Consider the following 20,185-nt stretch of genomic DNA (forward strand, 5'->3'; position numbering starts at 1 on the left):
TAGTTATTTAATTGCACCTTTTGTTAATCCTTGTTGTAATTGCTTTTGCCCTAAAAATAGTAAAATCAATGTTGGAATAACGATAACCGTAACACCGGCCATTACGCTTCCCCAATCAGTTGCAACTTCTTGAGACTGAAGCTGCTTCACACCGATTTGCACTGTTCTTACTTTTTCATCAGTGGTCACTAAAAGTGGCCATAAATACATATTCCATGTTGTTAAAAAGCTATATACTCCAAGCGTAATAAAACTCGTTTTACAATACGGAATTACAACGCTGAATAAAAATCTTATATTTCCAATCCCTTCAATAAAAGCAGCTTCTTTCAGTTCATTCGGAAGTGTCATAAAATGTTGACGTAACAAGAAAATACCGAAAGCTGTTGCAAAAAACGGCACTGTCATCCCGGCGAAACTATTGATCCAACCAAAGTTTTGAATTGTTAAAAAGTTAGGCACCATCGTTGCTTCCCACGGAATCAGCATCGTTGAAATAAACAGGAAGAAAATTAAGTTTCTCCCTTTAAACTGAAGAAAAACAAAAGCATAAGCTGCTAAACTTGATACGATAAGTTGTCCAATCATAACGACTGTCGATACAATTAAACTGTTATATAAGTATGTAAAAAGCGGTACTTTTTGAAAAATATTAATGAAATTATCAAAAGTAAACTGGGTCGGAAATAACCTTCTCATTTGAATATCGTCTGGTGTCATAAAGCTTATTAAAAATGCATACAGTACAGGAAAAAATACCATTACTGCACTAATAATGAGCAGCATGTATAATAGGAAATTTTGTTTCCACTGTTTAACAATCATTTATAATGCACCTTTCTCTCAGCAAACTTAAATTGAAGTAATGTAGCAAGGAAAATGAAAACAAATAATACCATTGCTTGTGCACTTGCTGTTCCAAATTGATGATTCACAAACGCCTCTTTGTAAATCGAGTACACAATCAAATTCGTTGCATCATTTGGTCCACCGTGCGTTAAAATATCAATTTGCCCAAAGCTTTGGAACGCACTAATTAATGTTACTGTTACAATAAAGAATAAAGTTGGTGATAGCATCGGTAATGTAACACGGCGAAGTTTATATAAATAACTAGCACCATCTATAGATGCACTCTCATATAACGACGTATCGATATTTTGTAAACCACCTAATATAACTAAAAATGCAAAACCTGTATTCACCCAAACTGTTGTAACTGATACAGAGAATAGTGCCCAGTCCGGACTCGTTAACCATGCGATTGCAGGAAGGTTCATAGAGGCTAATATATTATTAAATAACCCTACACTTGGATGAAATAAAAATAGCCAAATCACTGCACTAGCAGCTACTGATATTCCCATCGTCGAAGAAAACAGAACTCGGAATAACCCAATACCTCTTACTTTTCCATTTGCAATCAATGCAAGAAACAAAGCAAATATAATACTCGTAGGCACTGTATATAAAACAAATAATAAAGTTGATTTTATACTTTTGTAGAAGGCTGGATCAGAGAATAAGTATTGATAATTTTCTAAGCCAACGAAAAGATTAGCTTCCCCATGTATATCGGTTAAATAAAAGCTATAGTAAATTGTCCTAAACAATGGATAGAACAAAAAAATCGAAAATAACAAAATAGATGGCGCCAAAAACAATAATCCTATTCTTAAATCTTTCGTTCTCCCCCATAATTTTTTCTTTTTTGACACCTTTGTTTGAACTGGTAACTTACTTACTTCGATCATTATTTCGCCACCACTTTCAACTCTTCTTCAGCTACCACTTTTAAGCGTTCATTCGTGTTTTCATTAAAGAAGCATAACTTTTCTTGCGAGAATAATAATTTTACTTTGTCACCTTTGTTCAAGAGTAACTGTCCGATGACTTTCGCACTCCAAGTTGTTCCATTTACCGCAAAGTTCAATATAGATTCATTCCCTAATACTTCTACAAATTGCAACGTCACTTCTTGTCCCTCCTCAGACAGTGCAATATGCTCAGGGCGCATGCCTATGCGAATTGTTCCTTCTGGTAATTGCTTTAACTGTCTAATAGATAATGGAATTTGCAATTGCCCTATATGTAATACACCTTTTTCTTTATTTACTTCCCCATCATTTATATTCATAGAAGGAGAACCTATAAAGCTTGCAACAAATTCGTTTGCTGGTTCGTTATATATGTCAAGTGGTGTTCCAACTTGCTGTATACTTCCTTTATTTAAAACCATGATACGATCTCCCATAGTCATCGCTTCTATTTGATCGTGGGTAACGTAAATCATCGTAATTCCTAATCGCTGCTGAATTTCTCTAATTTCAATTCTCATTTGCGCACGTAATTTCGCATCCAAATTTGAAAGTGGTTCATCCATTAAACAGATTGGTGCTTGACTCACAATTGCCCTGGCAAGTGCAACACGCTGTCTTTGTCCGCCTGATAATTGGCCTGGTTTCATTTTCACATACTCTTTCAGTCCTATCATTTCAATAGCTTCCATTAATCGCTTTTGTCGCTCTTCTTTTTGTACTTTTCTTACCTTAAGTCCAAATAAAATATTTTCTTCTACAGATAAGTGTGGATATAATGCATAATTTTGAAATACCATTGATAGATTACGGTCTTTCGGCTCTAGATCATTTGCAACACGTTCATTAATAATTAAATCTCCTGAAGAAATCTCTTCTAAGCCAGCGATCATTCGTAATAATGTGCTTTTCCCGCATCCCGAAGGTCCAACTAAAACAAAAAATTCACCCTTCTTAATATGAACCGATACGCCTTTAACCGCTGTCTCTTCTGCATTTTTATATACCTTTGAAACATTTTTCAATTCAATCACAAGGTTGCACTCCTTTTTTCTTCTTGTATCCATACTTCATAATGACTTGTTGAAATCGCACTTGCTCCTGCATGAATTGCAATTTCCGCATCTTCTCGCGTTTGAATCAGCCCATCTGCAATAATAGGAAACTCTATTTCCTCTACTAGCTGTTTAATTATAGAAGGCATAATCCCCGGCATAATCTCTACTGCATTTGGTTTAGTCGTTTTACAATTTTCAATTGATTTAGTAAGGGATAAAGTATCTACAATAAAAATACGTTGAATTGTTTTCAATCCAATTTTATTAGCATTTCGAATTGTTGAACCCTTTGTTGAAATAATACCTTGTGCCCCGATAACATCTTGAATATACAAAAGCGCTTCCTCTGTATTCGTATTTAAGCCTTGTATAAAATCACAATGAAGAAATACATCATGTCCATGTTTCTGCAATTCATATATACGCTCTGGTAATTCCAGCATTGAACCAGTCATAAGAAAAACTGTTTTCGGCAATTTTTTGTATGCTTTGTATCCTTTCCAATCCTTTATCATCGCAATATAAGGTTCTTTAAACATTTTTTTCCACCTAACTGTTCTATTTTTATCCAAACTAAAAACACCTACTTACATAGAACGCCTTTCCCCTTATTTGAACTCTAGGGAATAGAGCACACCTAAGAAAGTGGCACATTATATGTAAGTGGGTGTTCTCAAATGTTCTCTACCCTATTTATTTTGTTACCTTTACTATATTACGCATTTATTAAGTCAGTTTTGATAGATTGTTAATTAGGTGTTAACCGAATGTTAATATTCACCATATCACTATTTACATTAATCCATATATTCTAATACAAACGAATAGAACGAAACAATACTTAAAATTCAATCAATATGTAAATTCATTCCATAGTTAATAAGTTTTAGTTTGCTTGCCACTGCTTGCGAAGCAAAGTTATCCCAAGCAGTACTATAAAGTGGAATGCGCTTTTCCTCTTGTATTGATAAGGCCCAGGCTGTAACAACATCAGTACCATATCCATTCCCTTGAAATTCCGCTAAAGTTTCCACACTTGCCTCAGCAGCTACGGGCGTACTTCTGGCACTGCAACAAACGGAAACTACCTTTTCATTTTTTACAATTGCAAAATAAGGTTTCCTCCATTCCATCTGTTCTATTAGATTAGGAAAATTTTCTCGCAAAAGCTCTCTATTCTTCTCAGTTATTTGTATTGTTCTAGTCGGCTTATGTAAATTACTATGAAACATGAAAGCAGGACCCATCCAAATATTTTCCACTGTTCTTTCTTCATTTAATATATTAATAATCTTTGCTATCTCTATATGCTTTGAAGGTTCTCGAATTAACTTCTCAATCTTACTTACCGTTTCATCGTCCACATTACAATGATATCTCGTTATACTCCCTTCACGAGTTCTGCCAAGAAAAAAACGTGGTGCTTTCGGATTTCCTTGTTCATTTACATATTTCATTTTTCCTACTTGATTATGAACAAATAAAACCTCTGCCTGAATTACTATTAAATCAAGTTTTGAGAGCCTCATTTTTATCCTCCTTATTTACTCCATATACCATCCATTCATAATCTATTTTTCATGTTCAAAATAAAAATCCCATTCAAATACACATTACTGAATCCATCATACTAACTGATTTCTTCATTCTGTCTATCTAAATGGGATTATTTTCCGTTTTTTACTCTACTGGTTGTTGTGGCTGTACTACTTCATTCGCTCCAGCTACCCTCAACATATTTACAATATCTTTAAAACCTCTTTTTTCAGCGTATTGCAGTGGCGTCAGATGTTCCTTGTTAGCCATGTTTACATCTGCACCGTGATCAATAAGCAATTGAATTACTTTCTTATGGTTTTCACTACCATTTCCTAATACAATTGCTTCTAATAACGCTGTTCCACCACGTTCATTTTTATAATTCACATCAATATCTGTATGCTCTAATAATTCTTTAACAACCTCTACATGACCACGCTCAGATGCAGAAATAAGTGCTGTCCCACCTGACCTAGTCGTTTCTTTCGTATTAACTCCTGCATTAATTAATACTTTTACAATATCCGTATATCCTTCTCTACTTGCATAAAGAAGTGGATTACTTTTTTTCTCATCTTTAATTTCAATATTAGCACCTGCACCAATTAATGCTTTAACTGTCTCTACATGATTTTGGTACGTCGCTGCAAGGACAGGCGTTTCTCCGTTGTCACCTTCTACGTTTATATTCGCTCCATCCTGAATCAACTTCATAGCTGTCTCTGTGTCTCCAAGGGTAGCTGAAAGTAACAACTGTTTGTCCATTAAATTTATACTTTTCTCTTCTTTAGATTCTTCCTGTTCTTTATGCTTCTCTTTTTTCTTTTCATTTTTCACATGAACCGGTTTCGATTCTGGTTCTTCTTGCTTATCGCAAGCCACTACCGTCATTAAAAGTCCTAATAAAATACATAATAAAATTTTTTGTTTTCTCACAACTACAGCTCCTATGAAAGATAATGTTTTCTTAACCATTCCTCCATCACATACAATAACTCTTCTTGAGTACATTTATCCATAAGCCCTTTATATTCCTTCTTTAATCGGATTATCTTAAGCTTATACTATGTTTCTCAACCTATTGAAATGATACGCCTGATGGCCCCATCATTAACATTATGAAGCAATTAGTTTAGCACGTTTTTACCGCATTTGTATACATTTCTAAAAAGTACATAAAGTGAAAATTTAATTAGTGGGGGTTTTGTTCATCCACCACTAATTATTAGCCCACACCAATCGGGCTTTTACGGGCAGCCCGACTCCACCTAACTTCTTTGCTTTCACTAAATTTTGAGGTGGGGATCTTACTGCCCGTTAATGCGGGATAAATGATTGCTTTAGGTTACTATATTCCATTGTAACCGTTCTTCTAAAAATTTTACACCTTTTCTATATTTGCACCTGAGTAATAATAGAAAAAGACAACTATATAGTTGTCTTTTTCTATTATTAATGATGTCCACCATGATTTCCTGCTTTCGGTTTCCCCATCATCTCTTTATTCATTTCCCATTTATGCTCTGCTAGCTCTTTATACGAAAGAACTTTACCCTTATAGTTAGATACAAAGCTCTCTGCATCTTTTTTATTTTTAAATGAAATGACATTATAAGCCATCGGTGTCGTTATTGTTTTATCATATACGTAAGTAGCTTCTTCTAACGAAATCCAATCTTTCGAATCATAATCTCGGACAAATTTCTCTTTCGTCTTTTCACCTGAATTGATCTCCATCCATTTATACATACAACCGATATCATCAAACTTTAACGCTTTTCCATTTTCTAAAATAATTTCTGTTGCAAATTGATTATCTGTTACCCCAATTTGGCAAATATCACATTTATCATGTTTCTCATCAATGGCAACAGCTGCTGTTTCCTTTTTCTCACACCCGACTACCGTAAATACGAAACATAAACATATAGCAAGTACGACATATTTTACTTTCATCAATATTCCTCCCTAGAAAGCGTATACTCCACGAAAAGAATACCAAAAGGTTGTGTGAAATTTGTGAAAAAACAATGTGCTTTTTGTAATATAGGAAACAAACAAAGATGTGTAGTTATTTCTACACATCTCTCATCACTCGCAACCTGTAATTAACAAATCATCTTCTAACTTAACTAATAATGTATCCTCACTAATTTCCTGTCCAACTTCTACATTTACCAATCTTATATTTCCACTAATCCCGACTGCAATTTTTTTAAGCTCACCGTCATTTTTTCGGATCATCAGTAATTTCTCCCATTCATATACGTAAGAAGATTCATTAATAAAAATCTCCTCTACTTTTCCTTCATAAGAGCTATAAATCGCTTCAATTCTCGTTTTCATATAACATCTACTCCCTATTTCACACTTCACTATTTTCATCTTATTCTACCATTCTTACGAGGAGCAGCTTACTTTTTAAAAATTCAAATTAACTACCGTGAACAAAATGAACAAAATAAAAATTATGCTTCTAATGATGTTATTTTTCAAATTATTTACCATTTGAATAGATGCTTTTATTATAAATAAAAAACCTTTTTCTGAATTTTTATTCTATTTTGAAAGCGCAATCATTCTTTTGAGGGGGAAATCACATGTTAGCACTACTTGGATTTGCGATGGTATTTGTCTTTATGTTTTTAATTATGACGAAACGTATGTCAGCGCTAGTAGCATTAATATTAATTCCGAGTGTTTTTGCATTAATTGGCGGATTCTATGCCAATATGGGGCCTATGATGTTAGAGGGAATTCAAAAATTAGCACCTACTGGTATTATGCTTATGTTCGCTATTTTATATTTTGGGATTATGATTGATAGCGGTTTATTCGATCCTGTCATTAGTAAGATTTTAAAATTTGTAAAAGGAGATCCTTTAAAAATCGTTATCGGAACGGCTATATTGACTATTATCGTTTCTCTAGATGGTGACGGTACAACAACATACATGATTACAGTTTCCGCAATGTATCCACTATATAAGCGCCTTGGAATGAACCCCCTCATATTAGCTGGAGTTGTTATGTTAGGGGCGGGGGTAACAAATCTTACACCTTGGGGTGGACCCACAGCTCGTGTTATGAGCGCACTTGGACTTGAGGCTTCCGAATTATTTACACCTCTTATTCCAGGAATGATTGCTGGTGCAATTTGGGTTGTTTTCGTTGCTTACTATCTTGGAAAAAAAGAAAGAAAACGTTTAGGAATTATGGATGTACAGTATTTAAAACAAATGCAAACAATGGATGAGCAAGCTGCAACTGTCGAAGCCGCAGTGCATAAACGTCCTAAACTTCTATGGATTAACTTTTTATTAACCGCTACATTACTTGTCTGTCTCATACTAGAAGTTATGCCGTTACCTGTTTTATTTACAGTCGCTTTTGCTATCGCTGTTATGATTAACTATCCAAACTTAGAGCAACAGAAAGAACGTATTGCTTCTCATGCAGGGAATGTATTAGCAGTTGTTTCTCTCGTATTTGCTGCCGGTATTTTCACTGGTATTTTATCTGGAACAAAAATGGTAGATGCCATGGCTAACAGTGTAGTAACTCTTATACCAGATGCACTTGGACCACAATTGCCAATTATTACAGCTCTTCTTAGTATGCCATTCACATTTTTCATGTCCAATGATGCATTTTACTTTGGGGTATTACCTATTTTAACTAAGGCTGCTGCTACTTACGGAATTAGTGCAGCTGAAATGGGACGTGCTTCCTTACTTGGGCAACCCGTTCACTTATTAAGTCCTCTTGTTGCATCCACTTATTTATTAGTTGGGATGGCAAAAGTTGATTTTGGTGAACATCAACGTTTTACTTTATTGTGGGCAGTTGGAACGACAATGGTGATGTTGATTACTGGCATTGTAATTGGGATTATTCCAATATAAGACGCAAAAAACAGTAGAAGAAATAAATCCTCTACTGTTTTTTATTATGAAGAAACAAGAAAATACCGTCTCTCCGGTCTCCCCACACTCCCATATATTAGCTCTGCGTGGACTTTCTTCCCAGATATTAAATACTCTAAATAGCGCCTTGCAGTTGATCGACTTACGCCTACCATTGAACTTAGTACCTCTGCTGTAATCCCTTCTTCATTAACTGTTAACATATGTTTTTTTATTTTTGCTAAAGTTAAGGGGTCTATCCCTTTCGGGGCATATTCCATTTCATTTCCCTTTACGCCTCTTTGAGACCATAAATGTTCTATTTGTTCTGTAGATAATTGATTATTTTTCTTCAGCTGCACAATCTTTTTTTGATAACTTTCCAAACTCGCCTTAAATCGATCAAACATTAGTGGCTTTACAATATAATCTGTTACTCCGCCCCGCAGGGCGTGCCTCACTACATCTGTTTCCGATGCCGCTGTAATCATAATAATATCTGTATCGTGCAAATGATGCCTAATATATGTGACAAGTTCCGTTCCTTGCATATCAGGTAAGTACACATCTAATAACACAAGCTGTGGCTTCACAAGCTCTAGCCATTCTTTCGCTTGTTCTCCAGTCGTTGCCGTTCCAATTACTTTAAATCCCTCAATTTTTTCAGTAAAACGACGATGAATGTCAGCAATCCGAATATCATCTTCTACAATTAATACTTCAATCTCCTCACCCATTACTATTCGCCTCTCTCTTTCGGTAGTGCAATAATAAATAACGCACCACCTAAATCCCCTTTTTCGATTGCAATACTTCCATTTAAATCTTCTACTAACTCTTTCACTTTTGCTAATCCATATCCTCGCTCTCCTCCTTCTTTCGTCGAAAAGCCTTTATAGAATATGCTAGTAATTATTTCATCATGAATCCCTTGCCCTGAATCTTCCACTTCAATTAATATTTCTTCTCCAATATCAGTTACAAACATCCTTACTCTCTTATCATTCTCTTCATTTTTTTCAATTGCTTCAAATGCATTCGTAATTAAATTTCCTAAAATAGAAACGACATAATTACTCTCAATATGTGGACTTAATTTGTCTAAACCACTTTCTCTATCTAGCATAAAATCAATCTTCAACTCTCGTGCTCTATTATAAAATCCAATTAAAATTCCACCTAGCCATGGATTTTGAATCCGCTTCATAATAAATTGAACAAAATCTTGATATACCGCTGTTTCCTTATGAATAAGCTCTAAAGCATCTTCATATGATTCTAATTGGATAAGACCTGAAAGCGTATACAATAAATTGTTATATTCGTGCGCTTGCGCTCGTAATGCCTCTGTATATTGCTTCGTCTGAGATAATTCTGCTGTTAACTGATCCATTTCAGATTTCAAACGTAAGCTCGATACAACGCCAGTTACTTTATTCTTTACTTTAATAGGTAGACGGTTCGCAATAACAGCCTGTCCTTTTATATTTAATTGGCGATCAAACTGTTCTTCACCAGTTTGAAGTACATCTAGTATCGTTGAATTAGGAATTACATTTAAAATAAATTCCCCAATAATATTTTGTTGTTTATCTAGCGAAAGAATATCATAAGCTGCTTGATTGACTAAACTAATCATGCCATTTTTATCGATTACAATAATCCCTTCACGTACAGATTGAATCACTGTACTATGCTCTTCATATAAAGATGAAATTTCTTCTGGTTCCATACCGAACATCATTCTTTTTATACTTGCCGCTAAATATATAGAGCCGATTACTCCAATTAATAGCCCTATTATTGTAATCCAAAATACACGCTTTCCATACACCTCTACCGCTCCATGAATATCATCCATTGAAAATCCAACAGACACCACACCAATGATTTCATTTTCCTGATTACGGATTGGAACTTTTCCGCGTAATGAAGGGCCTAATGATCCAGTTGCTTTCGAAACATATGATTTTCCTTCTAATAAAACGCCTTTGTTATCTCCACCAATCATCGCTTCTCCTATTTTATCTCGCTCAGGATGTGCATATCGAATCCCCTCTTTATTTCCAACTACAATGAAGTCAGCCTCTGTATCCATTCGAATTCTTTCTGCAATTGGCTGAATAATAGAAGCTGGGTTTTCTTTTTGAAAAGCTTCCTTTATTTCAGGTATAGCAGCAACTGTTTTCGCAACATGCAAAGCCCTTTTGCCAATTTGCTCTTCTACCGTTTCAGATAATATGTAATAAAATAAATAACTCGTTAGCATAAGTACAACTAAAATAAGTGTACTAATAGTTAATGTAATTCTCGGTTGGAGTTTTAATTTTTTTAATTTCAAAACCATTCCCCTAACATGATTAAAGATAGAATTTAAAGAATATACAGTCTCTTTAATTATACTTAATCATAACACGGTTACTCTATATTTCTTTCTTTTTCTCTTCATAAAAAAAGAAACGAAGTAAAATTACTACCTCGTTTCTTAACATTCGTTATTACACTTTAAACTTACTAATCATCTCTTGTAATTCTTCTGCCATTTGTGATAAATGGACTGCTGCTGCATTTATTTCATCTACTGAAGCTAATTGTTCCTCAGAGGAACCAGCAATATTTTGAACGCTTGCTGCATTTTCTTCAATTGTAGCTGCAATTTCATTAATAGATGCACTTACTTGTTTTGCATCTACCGTCATTTGTTTTGCTACATCTACCATGTTATCAATTTGTACAACTGTATCATCCGTAGATTTCAATATTTCAGCAAAGCTTTGCTTCGTTTCATTTGCAACTACAAGTCCTGATTGTACTTCTACTCCAACTTGATTCATAGAGCTTACTGTTTCTTTTATATCAAATTGAATCTCTTTCACTAGTTTCCCAATTTCCGTAGAAGACTGTCCTGATTGTTCTGCTAGCTTTCGCACTTCATCTGCTACAATTGCAAATCCTCTTCCTTGCTCTCCAGCTCTCGCAGCCTCAATTGCCGCATTTAACGCTAATAAATTTGTCTGTTCAGCAATATGTTGAATCACTTCAAGGATTGCTCCAATTTGTTTCGACTTATCGTCTAACAAACCAATGATTTTGTCTGACTGCGAAACAGACTCATGAATTAATTGCATTTGATTCACAGTTTGTTCAACTAACTTCCCACCATTTTCAGCTTTTTTCTTCGTATACATAGAGGCTGTAGATACTAATGAAGAACTATCTGCAACACGCTGAATTCCTTCTGTAACTTCTTCTAACAATGTTGCTCCTTCTTCAACTTCTTTCGTTTGTATTTCTGCACCACTTGATACTTGCTCTATCGCCTGTGTAATTTGTTCCGTTGCTTCGCTTGTCTGCTTCATACTAGCTGTTAATTCTTCTGAAGATGCCGCTACATGACTTGCTGAAGTGTTTATATTGGAAATGACACTTTGTAACGATGCAGCCATCTCGTTAAAACTTTCTCCTAGCTGCCCAATTTCATCTTTAGAATGAACTGTAATTGACTCTGTTAAATCGCCTTCACTAATCTTTTTCGATGATATAACAAGTTGTTTTAACGGACTAATAATAGAAGCAATTATGAAGTAAATTAAAATCCCACCAATTACTAATGAAATACCAATAACAGTTATTGTTTTATAGAAAATAGGGTTAGCTGCTTCGATAATTTCTTTTGAAGGCATAATTCCTGCTATTTTCCATCCAGTTTTCTTATTCGTTTTAAAAGTGATATTGCGATCTTCACCATCTAATGAATAATAAAAATCTCCAGCTTCCTGTTTATACAATTCTTTACTAAGTTTCTCTTCTAATTTCTCTCCTGGCTTCATTTTCGGGTGCGCTACTACATTTTTATCTTGATCAAATATCGCTACATATCCTTCCTTACCGATATTAACCATCTTGGAAGTAGTAACAATATTATTAATGATTAAGTCAATCCCAAGAACTCCACTTTTATCCTCGTTTTGTTTTGCTAGTGTAATAACAATATTCCCTGTCGTTTTTGACTTATATGGAGCAGTTACAATTACCTCTCCACTTTTCTTCACGGCCTCTTTATACCAATCTCTTTCTGTAGGATTATATCCATCTGGCATCTGAATAGCTGGTGATTGAATGAACTGTCCATTACTAGATCCTGTATAGATTGCTTCCATTTCTGGATGCAGTTTATTGTATTCTTCTAGTTTATTTTGTATGTTTTGAATTTGATCTGCTTGGTAACTTGATTGTGTGAATAATTTCGTAAAATAAGTTGCATCTACTTTTTTACTATCCAATTCTTTATTAATTACATTATCCAAAATTTTTATATTATCTTTCGCCGAGTTTAAAATCGTTTCATTAAAATTCGTCTTCGCCTGTTGATAAGACGTCCAACCAATTACAATACTTGGAAGAATTAAAATGATAACAAATGACACAAGTAACTTTGTTTTTAAACTACTACTCCTTAATTTCCCTTGAAACATATTTCTACCCCTCCATACCGTTTTAAATGTAATTATCTCACATTTAATTTATTTATATAAATTACACGATTAATTGTATTAACTCTTTGTCTCTTTTTCTATTAAAGAGTTAATACATACCTTTTTCATTCTATATAAATTAAATAATTAAAACAATATATAAAAATGTATATTATTCGAAATATTATAATTCACAGAAGAACCTCCAGTATTTCACTTACTAGAGGTTCTTTCCACCTTACTATTCTTTATCTTTTTCTACTTCTTTTTTCTCATCTTCTACTACAGATACAACAGGTTTATCACTTGATAATTGTTGTACCGCTCCTTTTCCAGCAAATCCTTCTAATAACTCTTTTAAGTCAATTCCAGAAGAAGCTTTTAACGTTTCTTGCATCGTTGCCATTAAATCAGTTGCATAACCCGCAACTTTTCCGGCGCCGCTATTTTTACCACCGCCGCCTGTATCAACAACTGTAATTTTATCAATGTTACTAAGCGGACTTGCCACTTCCTTCGCATAACTTGGAAGCATTTTAAGAACCATATCCATAATTGCCGCTTGGCCATATAACTCAAATGCCTCTGCAATTTTTTGCTTCGCTTCTGCTTCTGCTAAACCTTTTAATCTAATAACATCTGCTTCCGCCGTACCTTGTGCTTTTTGTACTTCCGCTTTCGCTTGACCTTGCGCTTTTTCGATTTCCGCCTTCGCTAAACCTTCTACACGTACTTCTTCCGCACGAGCTCTCGCTTCAGCTTCAATCTTATATTGATCCGCATCTGCCTTTTTAATTTGTTTTACTTTTTCTGCTTCCGCTGATTGCTCAACAGCATAGCGATCTGCATCTGCTTTTTTCTTAACTTCTGCATCATATTGCTTTTCACGACGCGCAATCTCTTTTTCTTCTAACTCGATTTGCTTTTCACGCTCAATGATTTTAACGCGCATTTGCTCTTCTGTAACACCTTGTTGTGCTTTCGCTTGTTGTAATTCGTAAGAAAGATCCGCATCTGCACGGGCTTGCTCTTGTTCCCTCTTATAGGACTGTACTTTTAATTCTTTATGTTTTTCAGCTTCAGCGATTTGTGCATCACGTTGATATTCTGCTTCTTTTGCCTCTTTTTCAGCACGTGCTTTTTCAATACGTGCTTCTTTTTCACGCTCTGCGTTCGCAATTGTTGCATCACGCTTAACGGTCGCAATTTGCGGCTGACCAAGCGCATCTAAGTATCCGTTTTTATCCATTATTTCTTTAATTGTGAAAGAAACAATGCGAAGTCCCATCTTCTTTAAATCTGTAGAAGCTACTTCATGTACCTTTTGAGCAAATTGCTCTCTATTACTATACGCATCCTCTACTGTCATAGAAGATAAGATTGCACGTAAGTGACCTTCTAAAACCTCTTTTGCTTCTACTTTTAACTCTTCCGTTTCTTTTCCTAAATATTGCTCAGCTGCAGTAGATACTTCTTCAATTGTAGAACCTACTTTAATAATAGAAACACCATTTACTGTAACTGGAACACCTTGCTTCGTATACGTATCACGTGTACCAACTTCTAATTTGTAGTTTAATAGGCTTAAAGGTTCTGCTCTTTGCATAATTGGAACTACGAAAGTACCGCCCCCGCGGATAATCTTAATCTTCTTTCCATCATCAGTGGTAACAACATTCTTTCCTCCACCAAGCCAGTTCCCTGTAACAATTAACGCTTCATCTGGACCAACCGTACGATACTTCGTAATGAATACTAAAATGAGTAGAATTAAAATTGCCAGTAAAACTCCACCGATAATTAATGGAATCGTCATGTAAATTCCCCCTTATAATTTTGGTTTCTTTAAAGAATAAGCGATGTTTTGTACAAGTAAAACACCATCTTGGACTCCCTCGATAATAACCTCTGTTCCTTGCGAAATATCTTTTTTTCCAACTGTTTTAGCTGGGATTGCATTACTTCCAAATTGGGATGAAATTAATACTTCACCAAATCCTTCTGTAGGAATTGTCGTAATGACTTCTCCTTTGCAACCGATAAATTCATCCATACGTTGTACGGTATTTTGCTCTGCTTCTGCAATCGGTTTTAAAATTAGTATTTTCATGATGAAAACACCGATAAAAGATATAGCAAATGCAGCCCCAAAAATAGTAATACTATTAAAGGAAAACAAATATTCTCCTATATAACTAAGCCCACATAACATGGCGAAGAAACTAAGTAATAAAGTAACAACGGATACAGCTCCGCCCCCAAAACTAAATATCGATTCAAATATATCTCCAAAGAAGATATAAATAACAGTGAGTATAGTAGCAATAATAAATCCATATAAATAAATTGTTTCAAGTGGATAACCAAACAAGACCATTTCTTATCCCCCTTTCTTAAACAATCCCTTTTTTGTTATATGTATGCCCCACCTCTTTCAAAGATTATAGTTCTTAATTTTCAGTTATTTACCTTTTAAAGAAAAGCCTGTAAGACAGGCCTCTAAAAAAGAACAGGAGAAACCTATTGTGACAGGCTCCTCCTAGAAAATAACCGATATATTATATATCTATATAATATACTATTTTCCACAAAAAGTAAAGTTAAACATACATTGGAAAGACACTTATTTTACTGATAATTTGTACGTTCCATCACCATTATCATATTTATATACATACAAGTAATACTTGCCTGGTTTTGCATTAAATTTCGCTTCTATATGATTCCCATTGGCTTGACCGTAAGCTGCATAATTTTGCATATCTGATTCATGGTGAAGTACCCATGTCATCCCAATTCCATACTCATTTAAAACAGAAATGTCGATATCTTTCGCTGATGCTACATTAAATGTATAAACATCAGTGTGGTCCCCGCCAATAAGACTGCCTTTTATCGTACTATTTAGCCCGATACGATTTGCTTCTTCTGGACGATTATTTGGTTCTGATTCTGTTAAACTTCCATCTTTAATCGTAACAGTTGTTTCGCTTCTGCTCTCTTTGCCTTTATCATCTTTTACTCTTAACGATACTTTATAAGAACCTTCTCTTTCATATACATGTACTGGATTCACTTCTGCACTTGTGCTTCCATCTCCAAATTCCCATAAATAAGAAACAATTTTTCCATCTTCATCGTTTGAGCCATCACTTTTAAATTGAATTCCCTCTTTTACAAGACCGCTATAAGGGCCATTTATATTAACCGTTGGAGCTTTATTTTCTCCATCATCTTTTGCGATTCCATGGAAGACTACATCATATTCAAATTCATTTGAACTATTCACACGATAATTGACGAAGTATGCTGTAACAGTTTTGTAGCCACTCCATTCTTTTTGCGCCAATTGTTCTAAAGATTCATTTACTCTTTTACTCATTGCTTTCCAATCTTCTGATTCACCTTTTGTGACACTACCTGTATACGTACCTTCTAATGTAAATGTATTAAAGAATTGAGAATTATGTTTTGTCATTTTTGTATCTTTCATAGGCAACGTATCACTAATTTCTTTTTTCACTTCAGTTAACGATTTCGGTGCATGTTCAGCTAAATAATCATCTGCTACTTCCGGTACATTATATTTATCTTGATTATCAATTAACTGCTGCATATACTCTTGATACTCTTTATTTAACTTAGGATCTTTACTTAGATTTTCACGATATGCATCATAATTTTTCACGTCATTCGCACGAATCAAATCTTGAATTTTATCAAATGTTTCAAACTGATGCGTATATAAGTAAGACTGCAATGCGAACGAGTAATTATAGAAATCCCAAGAACCGTATTTAGCAAATAGTGTACGCTCTGCTGTATAACGGCTTGCAGGATCAGATGATAATCCGCTAATTATACTCTTTCTTGGTACAACGTTATTCGTACGAGTAGATCCTGCGAAAAACTCTGCATTTCCTTCTTGGAACCAAGTTAGCCTTTCATTTTGATACATATCTCCTCTTCCAAATAAACCAGGAACTTCATATCTCCCTTGCAGATAATGAGTAAATTCATGACGGAATAACTCTTCTAAACTATAAATACTTTGCTCTGGTGTACGCTCATATGTAAAGAATGTACCTGTCTCTTCAATATAAATTCCACCGTTGTTTGTTTCATATCCATACAATTGTCTATTTAACTGATATTCATCTGGACTATTATAAATTACGATCGTTAATACATCATCCGCATTTCCTGGCTCTAACGCTTTGTCATTTCCAATTACACGGTGATACTGTGCCTTTACTTCCTTCGCAGCCCAATATAGTCTCTTAATTTTTTCTTCTGATACTTTATCTCCTGTTTTGAACACAATTGATCCATCGTCGAATGTATACGTTTTTGGTAAGTATTGCTCTTTTCCTTCTTTACGTATTTTCTCTAAATCTACTGTATTCCCGCTATAATCTTTACCATTATAATTTGTTGTAATTTGTTCTACCGCAACAAAATACGGTTCACTTAAGCGCGGGTACATATGCATTGCTTGTGTAACAACCTCTAATCCTTTATTTGGATTACTATGAAACTTCCCTAAACGGCTAGCAAAATAAATGCCATTATTAACAAGCCATTTATTTTCTGGCGTTACTTCATTTAGAAGAGCAATACGATTTATTTCATTAATAAACCCATCTACTTTTCCATACCACATCGTTTCATTCGCTTCTTTACGAGCTTCAGTTAAGTACGACTGTATATCATAGTCAATACCTTGCATGATATCGTATATTGCTTGTCCCTTCATTCGATCATTTACATAAGTAGTATAATTATCATTGTATTGCTTTAAAATATTCGATGCGTATTGAACCGTTTCAACATCGCTTGAAGCATTACTAATTAATTTACCGTATGCAGATACGACTGTATCTTGTTCAACTGTACCAAGCTTAAAGTTTGGATTGTTTGCGATTGCTTTTAAAGCAGGTAAACATTTATCCTGGAAGCTTCTTTCATTTAAGTCGCTTAATTCACTATTATAAAATGCAAGATAAAAAGCTGAACGCAGCACTTCAGTAAACGTTTGAATTCCTTTTGAATCATCTTTTGTAAATGTACTACCTCTATGAGCTAATTCATCTATAATGACTTGCATTTTTCCTTTATCTTTATAAAAAGCCTTTGCATCTTCATTAAACTGGAATAAGTCTGTAATTTGGTGCCACTTAATACTGCCTAACGTTTCAACTAATTCTCGATCATTCATTTTGTTTAAATCAGCCATTGAATAGCTTTCTTTAACTTGCTTTACTGCAGTTTTCTTCGTAATAGATGCTGGTCGCTGTGAAAAATCTCCTACTTTTAAACGTTCTTGAAATGATAAAGTTTCATCAACTTTTGAAATATGTCCAACTTCATCTACCGACTTTTCAATTCCAACCGGTTTCGTTTTCAACACGTTATACGGTACTTTTTCTTCCGCTGCTGCATGAGTTTGAAGTGCGCCTAACGATAAAGCCATTGTACTAATGCTAAGCATCACTTTATTGATCTTTGATTTCTTGTTCATATCCTTGCCCCCTATTTTAATATTCCATTCAAGAATTTAACATAAAATCTGGATGTAACAATATAAAATGCAATATTTCATATTATTTCTTCCTATAATTTGTACATATCGTGAACACATTGCTCTTTACCTCCCTAAAACAAATTGCATCCTTTCACATTATAAAAAGGTAATTTTTTGACAATTAAAAACTTAATTGTTATGATTATTATAATTGTTAACTTTATTAAATAAGGGTGGGATTCTATGATAAAAAAAGAAAACAGTGTATTTTATATCTCCTTCTTGCTAACAACATTATTCATTATATGGGGAATTACCCCAGCAAGTTGGATACAAGGCTACGATTTACAAAGTGTTACATCTTCTTTAAACTCATTTATCCTCAATAAATTTGGGTGGTTTTACTCTCTACTTATGACTACAATGATTATTTTGGCTGTTTATTTAGCATTTTCTAAGTACGGTTCTATTCGTCTTGGTAAAGATGGAGAAAAGCCAAAATATAATTATCCATCTTGGCTATCCATGTTGTTTGGGGCAGGAATGGGAATTGGACTCCTCTTTTATGGAATCGCTGAACCGATTTCACATTTTACAGATCCATTAACAGGAAAAGCGGGGACAGAGGAAAGTGCCAAACTCGCTATGCAATATTCATTTTTCCACTGGGGACTCTTTCCGTGGTCACTATACGCAATGGTCGCTTTAACAATTGCATATTTCACATTCCGCAAACAAAAAGGTAGCACTATCGGGGCTACAGTTACTCCATTATTTAATCGATCGAAAAATTCTCGTATCGGAAAAACAGTTGATATTCTAGCTGTTTTAGCCACAGTATTTGGCATTGTGCCATCTGTTGGGATTGGTGCTCAACAAATTGCTGGAGGATTAAGCTATTTATTCCCTTCCATTCATAACACTTTACTTACTCAGCTCGTACTTATAGCTATCTTCGCTGTTTTATATTTAACGAGTGCACAAACTGGCTTAGATCGTGGGATTAAATATTTGAGTAACTTGAATTTCTCTCTTGCAGGTATTTTACTCATCTCTTTCTTACTTTTAGGACCAACTGTATTTATTATGAAATATTTCACATCTACACTCGGTTCTTATATCGGCGCTTTACCTAGTATGGGATTAAATTTAGGAGCATTTAATGAAAAATCTTCTTCTTGGATTGAAAACTGGACTATTTTCTATTGGGGATGGTGGATTTCTTGGTCTCCATTCGTCGGTACATTCATCGCTCGTATTTCTAAAGGGCGCACAATAAAAGAATTTATTTTTGGAGTTGTATTAGTCCCGACTCTTATCTGTACATTTTGGTTTGCAGTATTTGGTGGTACCGCAATCCATATGGAAATGTTCCAATCGCTTGGAATAGCTGATGAAATTGCAAAAAATGGTACAGAGATTGGATTATTTGCTGTTATTTCACACTTACCATTCTCTACATTTTTAACGATTATCGGGTTGATTCTAGTAGCCACATTTTTCGTTACTTCTGCCGATTCAGCAACATTTGTCGTTTCCATGCAAACGAGTAACGGAAGCTTATCACCGAAAAATAGTTTAAAACTTATATGGGGATTAACAATCGCGATAATTGCCGCTATTTTATTACAAGCTGGAGGATTAAATGCACTACAAATCGCAGCTATAATTGCTGCGCTACCATTTTCTATTGTAGTCGTTCTTATGGTTACTTCACTCTTTAAAGAGCTACGAAAAGAAGATGTTAATTTGCAAACGAAAGAAGTGCCGAAAAAAATAAAAAAGGTTATGTAACGATTGGCACCTCAAATCACTTCTAAATCCGTAATAAAACCCATTCATATGAAATATCATTTTCATATGAATG

16 protein-coding genes and 1 pseudogene are annotated in these 20,185 nt (G+C 34.6%); 2 read left to right on the plus strand and 15 right to left on the minus strand.

Annotated features, from left to right (window positions below; translation table 11 throughout):
* Window positions 1-3 precede the first annotated feature (3 nt).
* From QO049_RS23615 to QO049_RS23650, 8 genes are all read right to left on the minus strand, one after another.
* The gene (locus tag QO049_RS23615) at window positions 4-825 is read right to left on the minus strand and encodes a carbohydrate ABC transporter permease (protein WP_000635946.1); all 822 of its coding nucleotides are present in this window, start codon (window positions 823-825) and stop codon (window positions 4-6) included.
* A complete protein-coding gene (locus QO049_RS23620) occupies window positions 822-1,754 on the minus strand; it encodes a carbohydrate ABC transporter permease (protein ID WP_000573803.1) in 933 nt (310 codons plus the stop codon). Before QO049_RS23620 ends, QO049_RS23615 begins: the two co-directional genes overlap by 4 nt.
* On the minus strand, window positions 1,754-2,851 hold the full coding sequence (locus QO049_RS23625) for an ABC transporter ATP-binding protein (protein ID WP_284489538.1): 1,098 nt from the start codon (window positions 2,849-2,851) through the stop codon (window positions 1,754-1,756). The genes QO049_RS23620 and QO049_RS23625 overlap by 1 nt, the downstream gene beginning before the upstream one ends.
* Window positions 2,848-3,414 carry a glycerol-3-phosphate responsive antiterminator gene (locus QO049_RS23630; protein WP_284489539.1) on the minus strand — a complete coding sequence of 189 codons (567 nt, stop codon included), beginning with the start codon at window positions 3,412-3,414 and terminating at the stop codon, window positions 2,848-2,850. The genes QO049_RS23625 and QO049_RS23630 overlap by 4 nt, the downstream gene beginning before the upstream one ends.
* A gap of 309 nt (window positions 3,415-3,723) precedes the next feature.
* Window positions 3,724-4,404, minus strand: coding sequence for a GNAT family N-acetyltransferase (locus tag QO049_RS23635; protein WP_001239778.1), 681 nt, complete (start codon window positions 4,402-4,404; stop codon window positions 3,724-3,726).
* 151 nt (window positions 4,405-4,555) lie between these two features.
* The gene (locus QO049_RS23640) at window positions 4,556-5,425 is read right to left on the minus strand and encodes an ankyrin repeat domain-containing protein (protein ID WP_000287336.1); all 870 of its coding nucleotides are present in this window, start codon (window positions 5,423-5,425) and stop codon (window positions 4,556-4,558) included.
* A 441-nt stretch (window positions 5,426-5,866) separates the two neighbouring features.
* The gene (locus tag QO049_RS23645; RefSeq protein ID WP_284489540.1) at window positions 5,867-6,370 is read right to left on the minus strand and encodes a nitrous oxide reductase accessory protein NosL; all 504 of its coding nucleotides are present in this window, start codon (window positions 6,368-6,370) and stop codon (window positions 5,867-5,869) included.
* 135 nt (window positions 6,371-6,505) lie between these two features.
* Window positions 6,506-6,760 (minus strand): hypothetical protein, encoded by a 255-nt coding sequence (locus QO049_RS23650; RefSeq protein WP_284489541.1) that lies wholly within the window; start codon window positions 6,758-6,760, stop codon window positions 6,506-6,508.
* Between the two features lie 254 nt (window positions 6,761-7,014).
* Between QO049_RS23650 and QO049_RS23655 the strand changes: the two genes are divergently transcribed.
* A complete protein-coding gene (locus tag QO049_RS23655; protein WP_000880467.1) occupies window positions 7,015-8,319 on the plus strand; it encodes a CitMHS family transporter in 1,305 nt (434 codons plus the stop codon).
* A 44-nt stretch (window positions 8,320-8,363) separates the two neighbouring features.
* Here the strand turns inward: QO049_RS23655 and QO049_RS23660 are convergent, their stop codons facing one another.
* The 7 genes and pseudogenes from QO049_RS23660 to colA all read right to left on the minus strand — a co-directional run bounded on the left by QO049_RS23660 (window position 8,364) and on the right by colA (window position 18,315).
* Complete coding sequence (locus QO049_RS23660; protein ID WP_000503463.1) at window positions 8,364-9,056, minus strand: response regulator; 693 nt, start codon at window positions 9,054-9,056, stop codon at window positions 8,364-8,366.
* Between the two features lie 2 nt (window positions 9,057-9,058).
* Entirely contained in the window at window positions 9,059-10,666 is a 1,608-nt protein-coding gene (locus QO049_RS23665; RefSeq protein WP_002060713.1) for an ATP-binding protein, read from the minus strand.
* A 151-nt stretch (window positions 10,667-10,817) separates the two neighbouring features.
* On the minus strand, window positions 10,818-11,765 hold the full coding sequence (locus QO049_RS30995; RefSeq protein WP_372584125.1) for a methyl-accepting chemotaxis protein: 948 nt from the start codon (window positions 11,763-11,765) through the stop codon (window positions 10,818-10,820).
* Window positions 11,760-12,794, minus strand: a pseudogene (locus tag QO049_RS31000) (HAMP domain-containing protein); the annotation flags it as partial. The gene QO049_RS30995 and the pseudogene QO049_RS31000, both read right to left, overlap by 6 nt.
* Before the next feature lie 241 nt (window positions 12,795-13,035).
* Window positions 13,036-14,610 (minus strand): flotillin family protein, encoded by a 1,575-nt coding sequence (locus QO049_RS23675; protein ID WP_000155019.1) that lies wholly within the window; start codon window positions 14,608-14,610, stop codon window positions 13,036-13,038.
* Window positions 14,611-14,622: 12 nt separating this feature from the next.
* Complete coding sequence (locus QO049_RS23680; RefSeq protein ID WP_000242433.1) at window positions 14,623-15,171, minus strand: NfeD family protein; 549 nt, start codon at window positions 15,169-15,171, stop codon at window positions 14,623-14,625.
* Between the two features lie 246 nt (window positions 15,172-15,417).
* The gene (gene colA / locus QO049_RS23685) at window positions 15,418-18,315 is read right to left on the minus strand and encodes a collagenase ColA (protein ID WP_284489542.1); all 2,898 of its coding nucleotides are present in this window, start codon (window positions 18,313-18,315) and stop codon (window positions 15,418-15,420) included.
* 246 nt (window positions 18,316-18,561) lie between these two features.
* Between colA and opuD the strand changes: the two genes are divergently transcribed.
* Window positions 18,562-20,112, plus strand: coding sequence for a glycine betaine transporter OpuD (gene opuD, locus QO049_RS23690; protein ID WP_000591579.1), 1,551 nt, complete (start codon window positions 18,562-18,564; stop codon window positions 20,110-20,112).
* The last annotated feature ends 73 nt before the right edge of the window (window positions 20,113-20,185 follow it).

The organism is Bacillus sp. RB3 (assembly GCF_030164735.1).
Lineage (GTDB): Bacteria > Bacillota > Bacilli > Bacillales > Bacillaceae_G > Bacillus_A > Bacillus_A cereus.

Excerpts from the sequence above, each read along its gene's own strand:
- opuD (WP_000591579.1), top strand. The coding sequence starts at position 18,562 with ATGATAAAAAAAGAAAACAGTGTATTTTATATCTCCTTCTTGCTAACA.
- colA (WP_284489542.1), bottom strand. The coding sequence starts at position 18,315 with ATGAACAAGAAATCAAAGATCAATAAAGTGATGCTTAGCATTAGTACA.
- QO049_RS30995 (WP_372584125.1), bottom strand. The coding sequence starts at position 11,765 with ATGGCTGCATCGTTACAAAGTGTCATTTCCAATATAAACACTTCAGCA.
- QO049_RS23630 (WP_284489539.1), bottom strand. The coding sequence starts at position 3,414 with ATGTTTAAAGAACCTTATATTGCGATGATAAAGGATTGGAAAGGATAC.
- QO049_RS23620 (WP_000573803.1), bottom strand. The coding sequence starts at position 1,754 with ATGATCGAAGTAAGTAAGTTACCAGTTCAAACAAAGGTGTCAAAAAAG.
- QO049_RS23635 (WP_001239778.1), bottom strand. The coding sequence starts at position 4,404 with ATGAGGCTCTCAAAACTTGATTTAATAGTAATTCAGGCAGAGGTTTTA.
- QO049_RS23680 (WP_000242433.1), bottom strand. The coding sequence starts at position 15,171 with ATGGTCTTGTTTGGTTATCCACTTGAAACAATTTATTTATATGGATTT.
- QO049_RS23660 (WP_000503463.1), bottom strand. The coding sequence starts at position 9,056 with ATGGGTGAGGAGATTGAAGTATTAATTGTAGAAGATGATATTCGGATT.
- QO049_RS23655 (WP_000880467.1), top strand. The coding sequence starts at position 7,015 with ATGTTAGCACTACTTGGATTTGCGATGGTATTTGTCTTTATGTTTTTA.
- QO049_RS23665 (WP_002060713.1), bottom strand. The coding sequence starts at position 10,666 with ATGGTTTTGAAATTAAAAAAATTAAAACTCCAACCGAGAATTACATTA.
- QO049_RS23615 (WP_000635946.1), bottom strand. The coding sequence starts at position 825 with ATGATTGTTAAACAGTGGAAACAAAATTTCCTATTATACATGCTGCTC.
- QO049_RS23645 (WP_284489540.1), bottom strand. The coding sequence starts at position 6,370 with ATGAAAGTAAAATATGTCGTACTTGCTATATGTTTATGTTTCGTATTT.
- QO049_RS23640 (WP_000287336.1), bottom strand. The coding sequence starts at position 5,425 with ATGTACTCAAGAAGAGTTATTGTATGTGATGGAGGAATGGTTAAGAAA.
- QO049_RS23650 (WP_284489541.1), bottom strand. The coding sequence starts at position 6,760 with ATGAAAACGAGAATTGAAGCGATTTATAGCTCTTATGAAGGAAAAGTA.
- QO049_RS23675 (WP_000155019.1), bottom strand. The coding sequence starts at position 14,610 with ATGACGATTCCATTAATTATCGGTGGAGTTTTACTGGCAATTTTAATT.